At 66.1% G+C, this 7084-nt stretch carries 6 protein-coding genes; 2 read left to right on the top strand and 4 right to left on the bottom strand.

The features are described 5' to 3' along the window. Nucleotides 1-137: 137 nt before the first annotated feature. Nucleotides 138-1517, bottom strand: a complete 1380-nt coding sequence (locus tag ACYPYD_RS16115) for a cryptochrome/photolyase family protein (protein ID WP_459664177.1) — start codon at nt 1515-1517, stop codon at nt 138-140. Nucleotides 1518-1583: 66 nt separating this feature from the next. Between ACYPYD_RS16115 and ACYPYD_RS16110 the strand changes: the two genes are divergently transcribed. Further along, nucleotides 1584-2273: a phosphatase PAP2 family protein gene (locus ACYPYD_RS16110; protein WP_459664175.1), complete on the top strand. Its 690-nt coding sequence runs from the start codon at nt 1584-1586 to the stop codon at nt 2271-2273. On the opposite strand, the gene ACYPYD_RS16105 is transcribed toward ACYPYD_RS16110, so the two are convergent. Genes ACYPYD_RS16105 through ACYPYD_RS16095 form a run of 3 tightly spaced genes read right to left on the bottom strand, consistent with a single transcriptional unit; the run spans nt 2230 to nt 6246 of the window. Next, nucleotides 2230-3180 carry a metal-dependent hydrolase gene (locus ACYPYD_RS16105; RefSeq protein WP_459664173.1) on the bottom strand — a complete coding sequence of 317 codons (951 nt, stop codon included), beginning with the start codon at nt 3178-3180 and terminating at the stop codon, nt 2230-2232. The two genes, ACYPYD_RS16110 and ACYPYD_RS16105, sit on opposite strands and share 44 nt — an antisense overlap. Before the next feature lie 58 nt (nt 3181-3238). After that, nucleotides 3239-4252 (bottom strand): 2-oxoacid:ferredoxin oxidoreductase subunit beta, encoded by a 1014-nt coding sequence (locus ACYPYD_RS16100; RefSeq protein ID WP_459664171.1) that lies wholly within the window; start codon nt 4250-4252, stop codon nt 3239-3241. Between the two features lie 35 nt (nt 4253-4287). Continuing rightward, on the bottom strand, nt 4288-6246 hold the full coding sequence (locus ACYPYD_RS16095; RefSeq protein WP_459664169.1) for a 2-oxoacid:acceptor oxidoreductase subunit alpha: 1959 nt from the start codon (nt 6244-6246) through the stop codon (nt 4288-4290). A 252-nt stretch (nt 6247-6498) separates the two neighbouring features. Between ACYPYD_RS16095 and ACYPYD_RS16090 the strand changes: the two genes are divergently transcribed. After that, a complete protein-coding gene (locus ACYPYD_RS16090) occupies nt 6499-6981 on the top strand; it encodes an RNA pyrophosphohydrolase (RefSeq protein WP_008831310.1) in 483 nt (160 codons plus the stop codon). Nucleotides 6982-7084: the final 103 nt, after the last annotated feature.

The following is a 7084-nucleotide window of genomic DNA, read 5'->3' as shown; positions in this document are numbered from 1 at the left end:
TTCGACAAGCTCAGCCTGAGCGGTATTCCAAGCAGATTTTTAAATTCCGCTCAGGCTGAGCTTGTCGAAGCCCCAGAGACGAGGCGCGCGCCCAAAGACAGCCACCGGTCCCGGATCGAGTCCGGGACGACATCGCTTCAGCTACCCTTCGCCTGCTGCCACGCCGACAGCGCCCGCTCACGCGCGTCGCGGTGCTCGATCAGCTTGTCGGGGTAGCCTTTCGGCCGCTTGCCCGAGGGCGGATCATGGATATCCGCGTCGGACAGGTCCGCCAGCTCCGGCACCCATTCGCGGATATAGCCTGCCGCGTCGAACTTCTCCGACTGGGTGAGCGGGGCCATGATCCGCACGAACATGTTGGCGTCCACCCCTGATCCGGCGGTCCACTGCCAGTTCACCGCATTGCTGCCGTAGTCCGCATCGACCAGCGTGTCCCAGAACCACTGCTCGCCCGCGCGCCAGTCGATGAGGAGATGCTTCACGAGGAAACTCGCCGCGATCATCCGCACGCGGTTGTGCATCCAGCCGGTGTGCCACAACTGCCGCATCCCGGCATCGACGATGGGATAGCCGGTGCGCCCCTGCTGCCACGCCTCCAGATCGCGCGTGCTGGTGCGCCAGGGGAACGCGCCGAAGGGATCGCGCGCGTAGCGGCCGCCGTAGTCGGGATACTGCAAGATCACGTTCTGCGCATAGTCACGCCAGCCGATCTCGCCGAGGAACGTCGCGACCGATCCTCCCGCGTCCGCCACCGCATGCCAGACCTGCGCGGGCGAGATCTCCCCGAAGTGCAGGTGCGGCGAGAGCATGGAGGTGCCCTCCACACCCGGCAGGTTACGCTGCCCCTCATAGGCAGAGGCTTCCTCGACGAAGGCGTGCAGCCGCCTGCGGGCGCCCTCCTCGCCCGGCTCCCACATTGCGCGCATGCCGCCTGCCCAGTCCGGCTTGGTGGGGAGCAGGTTCCAGTCGGCCAGCGTATCCGACTTCGGCCATTTGGGCGGCGCGGGGATCACCTGCGGCCGCCGCTCGGGATCGTGAGGCGGCATGCGCTCGCGCAGTGCGCGCCAGAACGGTGTGTAGATCTTGTAGAGCCCGCCCGCGCCCGTCGTCACCGAGCCCGGCGGGGCGAGGTAGTTGCCGTGGTGCAGGCAAAGCGTCAGCGCCTTGCCCCCCATCTTGCCCACCGCCTTCTCGGCATTGCGCCACCACGGTTCGTAGTGATGCAGAGCGTGGACCTCCTGCGCGCCGGTCTCCTCGGCCAGCTTCGCGAGCACCTCGTCGCTCCGGCCCCGCCGCAGGATCAGACGCGAGCCCTTCTCCTGCAAGGCCGCGCCAAGACTCTCGAGCGAATGGTGCAGCCACCAGCGCGAGGCGCCGCCCATGGCGCGATGCCTGGGCGTCTCGTCGTCGAGGATGTAGACAGGTATCACCGGCCCCTTGCGCGCGGCCTCGGCGATGGCAGGTTGATCGGAAAGGCGCAGGTCGCGCCGCAGCCAGACGATGACAGGAGAACTCATGAGCGGGGCAACGTCCTTCGATAACCGGCGTTCCCTAGCGCGATGACACATTCGATGCACCGGCCCATGAACCGAAGAGTCCTGATCCCTGCCGCCGCCTTGTGCTGGCTGGGCGTCGCCGCGATTGCGATCGCGGTTCACGGCGGCAATGCCGGTGCCCTTGATCGGGCGGGCCTGCTGTTCTGGCGTGGCGACACGATGCAACCGCTCGGCCCGAAGGGACTGCTCGAAGCCGTGCGCGACGTGACGGCACTCGGCGGCGTGTTCTTGCGCAACCTATTTGCCATAGGCGCGGTCGCAGCGCTGCTGTTCCTGCGCCAGCGGCGCGACGCGGCCCTCTTCGCGCTGACCGTGATGAGCGGATGGCTGGTCAACAGCGGCCTCAAGGCGCTGGTCGGGCGGGCGCGCCCCGAGATCGTCCCCCACCTCACCGAAGCGGGCGGCAACAGCTTCCCGAGCGGGCACAGCTTCAACGCGGCGGTCGTCTATATCGCTATGGCACTGGCCTTTGCGGCGATGAGCAACCGTTCGTCAGTGCGCAACACGCTGGTCGGCGCGGCGATCGTCGGCACCCTTGCGATCGCCTGGAGCCGCGTCTGGCTCGGCGTCCACTGGCCGAGCGACGCGATCGCCGGATGGCTGGGCGGTGCCGGCTGGGCTTTCCTCGCCTGCGCCCTGTTCCAGCGCCCCGCGCAGCTTGCTGCCGAAGCGATCAGCGACTTGGACAGTCCACCGGAACCCTTGCCGAAACATTGAAGTTGCGGCTGAGACGCGGCCCCGTGAACCGCGCGTCGCCGAAAGTCACCACGGCGCTGCACCCCTGCCGCTCGATCCGCGCCATCGGCAGCTGGGACCACGCGAGGAACTTGACGACCTCCGGCGTGGAGAAGGCGGCCTTGCGCACCAGCGGGTCGGCCATGTTGTCGGCTATCGACGGCTCGGCGGACACCAGCCCCACCGGATCACGGAGCGGATCGTAACGGCCGTAGGAGATGCGCCCCTCCTGCCGCCAGATCATGTCGCGCCGCCAGAACAGCACAGGCTCGGGCGAGGCGAATATCCGGTCGGGATTGAAGGCCGAGTCCTTCTGCCGCGGCGCACACCATGCCATGGCGGAAATCCCGATGTTGAGCGCAATGAAGCCGATCACGCCCGCCAGCGCCCCGACGGCGGACTTCGGCGACTTCCAACGGCGCGCCAGCCAAAGCCCCGCGCCCATCATTGCCAGCAACCAGGGCGAGACGATGAACAGCCCGTCGGTGTGGAACCAGCGCCCGCTGGCCGGGGAAAGCAGCTGCACCGCATAAGTGTTCTGCAGGTCGAGCAGCGGATGGGTCAGCGCGCCGAGATAGCACAGCGCCAGCAGCCATCCGAACCGCATCGGCAATCCGCTGCGGAAGGTGGTACCGCGAGACGCCTGCCAGCGGTCGAGCAGCCAGAGCAGTCCCGCCAGCAGCGGCGGCATCAGCAGCACCCCGCCGACCAGCCCATGCGTGAAACCCCGGTGCATCGCCAGCGGTGCCCAGGAAGCCCTGCCGAAGAATACGTCGATATCCGGCATGTTCGCCGCGAGTACGCAGGCCGCCAGCCCCTTGCGTGTCCGGTGCTTGAGCCCGGTTTCGGCGAGCGTCCAGCCGACCAGGCTGTGCGTCAGATTATCCATGAATGGCAGGTAATTGCATCGCGAACCTTATCGGGTTTGCGATGCGACATTACAAGCCTCACTCCACCGTCCAGGTCTGCCCCTTGCCCAGCAGCTTGCCGAGGTCCGCGCTCTTGCCCGCCGTAAGGCTCGCCCGCTCGGCGACGACGGCGCTTTCGAACGTCGGCGCGGGATCGTCGTAGATCACCCCCAGCGCCATCGGGAACGGACCGAAAGGCATCTCCACCAGCATATGCGCGAGGCCCCGGTTGCGCACATTGTGAACCGCGACCCCCGCCGCCCGCCAGTCGCCATCGCCCACATCGACGACTTTTAGCGAAAGGGTCTCAAGATCGAGTGACAACCCTTTGGTTTTCTTTGCGAACAAAAGCGGTTCGCCGTCCTGGCAGACGATCTGCATATCCGATGCGACGGCCTTGGCCGTGAAGTCGTCGAAGCGATCCTTGTTATAGACGATGCAGTTCTGGAAGATTTCAAGGAACGCCGCGCCCTTGTGCGCATAGGCGGCCTTGAGAACGTCCGGCAGGTCCTTGGACACGTCGTAGCCGCGCGCCACGAACCTTGCGCCAGCCCCCAGCGCGAAGGCGCAGGGGCTCGCCGGACGATCCACCGAGCCGATCGGCGAGGTCGGCGACGGCGTTCCCACCCGGCTCGTCGGCGAGTACTGCCCCTTGGTCAGCCCGTAGATCTCGTTGTTGAACAGCAGGATCTGGCAGTCGAGGTTGCGGCGCAGGACGTGCATCGTGTGATTGCCGCCGATCGACATGCCGTCCCCGTCACCGGTGACGATCCACACGTCGAGTTCGGGATTGGCCAGCTTGATCCCCGTCGCGACGGCCGGGGCGCGGCCGTGGATGGTGTGGAAGCCATAGCTCTCGACGTAATACGGGAAGCGGCTGGAGCAGCCGATGCCCGATACGAACACGGTGTTCTTCGGGTCCGCACCGACCATCGGCAGGGTGCGCTGCACCGCCTTGAGAATCGCATAGTCGCCGCAGCCGGGGCACCAGCGTACTTCCTGGTCGGTTTCCCAGTCCTTCAGCGTGGTCTGGATCGGGGTCATGTCGTTCATGATGAGATCTATCCTGACGAATTGGGCCTAAGCGCTCAGGGCTTTTCGATTTCCGGTGCCGGAAGCTGCGTCTCGTTGACCGAGACTTCGCCGCCCTCGTTGCCGGGGACCGCATCGAAGAAGGTCGCGATGGCGGCCTCGATCTCGGCGATGGCGAAGGGCTGGCCGCTGGTCTTGGAGAGCGGCACCGCATCGACCAGAAAGTGGTCGCGCAGGACCGTCTTGAACTGCCCGGTGTTCATTTCCGGCACCACGACCTGCTCGAATCCGGCCAGCAGTTCGCCGAGGTTCCGGGGCAGCGGCCAGATGTGGCGGACATGAATGTGGCTGACGTCCAGCCCCTTGCGCCGCGCCCGGCGCACCGCCTGATGGATCGGCCCGAAGGTGGATCCCCAGCCGACCACCGCCAGCTTTCCCGACGCCGCCCCGAGCGCCACCTCCTGCGGCGGCACGGCGTCCGCGACGGCGTCCACCTTGGCCTTGCGCGCGTCGGTCTGGGCCTGATGGACGTCGGGGGCATAGTCGATATTGCCGGTATCCACGGCCTTCTCGATGCCGCCGATGCGGTGCATCAGCCCCGCCGTCCCGGGCCTGATCCACGGCCGCACTCCGCGACGGTCGCGCCTGAAGGGCAGGGGCTTGCCCTCGGGGTTGTTGGTCTCCATCAGGAATTCCACCGGGAACGGGGTGAAGCCGCCGGGATCAGGCACCTTCCACGGCTCGGAGGCATTGGCGATGTAGCCGTCGGTCAGCAGGATCACCGGCGTCATGAACTGCGTGGCGATGCGGCAGGCCTCGATCGCGCATTCGAAGGCATCGGCAGGCGAGCGCGCGGCGATCACCGGCAGCGGGGCATCGCCGTTGCGGCCGTAGACCGCCTGATAGAGATCCGATTGCTCGGTCTTGGTCGGCAGCCCGGTGGACGGCCCTCCCCGCTGCGAATTGACGATGACCAGCGGCAGTTCGGTCATGATCGCCAGCCCCATCGCCTCCCCCTTGAGCGCGATGCCCGGCCCCGACGAGGACGTGACGCCGAGCTGCCCGGCATAGGACGCGCCGATCGCCGCACAGATGGCCGCGATCTCGTCCTCGGCCTGGAAGGTGGTGACGCCGAACTCCTTCATCTTCACGAGGTGATGCAGCACCGCCGAAGCTGGCGTGATCGGATAGCCGCCGAAGAACATCTCCAGCCCCGCCAGTTGCGCCCCCGCCACCAGCCCGAGCGAAATCGCCTCCGCGCCGGTCACCGTGCGGTAGAGCCCCGGCTCGGTCGGCACCGGATCGATATGCAGCTTGCGCAGCGGGCCGGTGAGTTCCGCCGTCTCGCCATAGGCATGCCCGGCGTTGAGCGCGGCGATGTTCGCCTCGGCCAGCACCGGCGCCTTCGCGAACTTGGCATGGAGCCAGTCGACCAGCGGCCGGCGGTCGCGGTCGAACATCCACAGCGCCAGGCCCAGCGTCCACATGTTCTTGCAGCGCAGCGCCTCTTTGTTGCCGAGGCCGAAGGGCTTCACCGCCTCCAGCGTCAACGCCGAGATGTCGAAGGCCAGCACGTCCCACTTCGCGAGGCTGCCATCCTCGAGCGGGTTTTCGGCATACTTCGCCTTCTCCAGATTGCGCTTGTTGAACTCACCAGTGTCGGCGATCACGAGGCCGCCAGGCTTGAGCGCGCCGACGTTCACCTTCAGCGCCGCCGGGTTCATCGCCACCAGAACGTCCGGCGCATCGCCCGCCGTGGTAATCTCCTGCGACCCGAAATTGATCTGGAAAGCGGAGACTCCAAACAGCGTGCCCTGCGGCGCGCGGATCTCGGCAGGAAAGTCCGGGAATGTGGCAAGGTCATTGCCGGCAAGCGCCGTGGACAGCGTGAACTGGCCGCCGGTCAACTGCATCCCGTCGCCCGAGTCGCCCGCGAAGCGAACGACGACCGCTTCTACGGGCGATGTCTCGACAGCGGACGCGTCGGTATCGTGCTCTCCGGCCAGTGTCGCCATGGTCTATCCTCTGCTGCCGGTCCGCGCCGGTTTCTGCGTCGAGGCTGCGGACTCAGGTTCCCAATGACAAATTAATTTTCTCTTGAGCGAACAAACTTCCGGTTTGTCAGCATCGGAGGAGTGTGGACCTCAATGCGGGCTAGTCAAGCGCCGGTGGTTCCGCCATCCTGTGGCCATGAGGCAGACATGGGTGCAATTCCTGTCGAATCGCGTAGAGAGCCCCTCCCCTTCAATTCGGATTCGCCTATCTCGATGAACGATTTCTCGTCCCTGCCCTATCGCCCCTGCGTCGGGGTCATGCTCGTCAACGCCGACGGCAAGGTCTTCGTCGGCAAGCGGATCGACACGCGCGAAGGCGACTGGTGGCAGATGCCGCAAGGCGGCGTCGACGACGGCGAAGACCTCAAGGAAGCCGCCTTTCGCGAACTGCACGAGGAAACCGGCGTCACCAGGAAGCATGTCAAGCTGCTGTCGCAGACCCGCGAGGAACTGCTCTACGACCTGCCGCCTGAACTTGTCGGCAAGCTGTGGAAGGGCAAATATCGGGGGCAGCGCCAGCATTGGTTCCTCGCCCGGTTCGAAGGAAGCGATGCCGACATCGACCTGAATGCGCACAAGCCAGCCGAGTTCTGCGACTGGAAATGGGTCGAGGCGGCATTGCTGCCGGACCTCATCGTGCCTTTCAAGAAGCGTGTCTATCGTGCTGTTCTGGAAGAGTTCAAGACGCTGATCTGAGGCTTACGTCGTCCCGGACTTGATCCGGGACCGGTGGCCGTGAACCACCGATCTTGCTGCGCGAGCAACACGCTCACACCTAAAGACTGCCACCGGTCCCGGA

The organism is Novosphingobium sp. 11B (assembly GCF_054589055.1).
Note: the sequence above shows the minus strand (reverse complement) of the source record. Positions and strands in the feature narration are given on the sequence as shown.

Excerpts from the sequence above, each read along its gene's own strand:
- ACYPYD_RS16100 (WP_459664171.1), bottom strand. The coding sequence starts at position 4,252 with ATGAACGACATGACCCCGATCCAGACCACGCTGAAGGACTGGGAAACC.
- ACYPYD_RS16090 (WP_008831310.1), top strand. The coding sequence starts at position 6,499 with ATGAACGATTTCTCGTCCCTGCCCTATCGCCCCTGCGTCGGGGTCATG.
- ACYPYD_RS16115 (WP_459664177.1), bottom strand. The coding sequence starts at position 1,517 with ATGAGTTCTCCTGTCATCGTCTGGCTGCGGCGCGACCTGCGCCTTTCC.
- ACYPYD_RS16095 (WP_459664169.1), bottom strand. The coding sequence starts at position 6,246 with ATGGCGACACTGGCCGGAGAGCACGATACCGACGCGTCCGCTGTCGAG.
- ACYPYD_RS16110 (WP_459664175.1), top strand. The coding sequence starts at position 1,584 with ATGAACCGAAGAGTCCTGATCCCTGCCGCCGCCTTGTGCTGGCTGGGC.
- ACYPYD_RS16105 (WP_459664173.1), bottom strand. The coding sequence starts at position 3,180 with ATGGATAATCTGACGCACAGCCTGGTCGGCTGGACGCTCGCCGAAACC.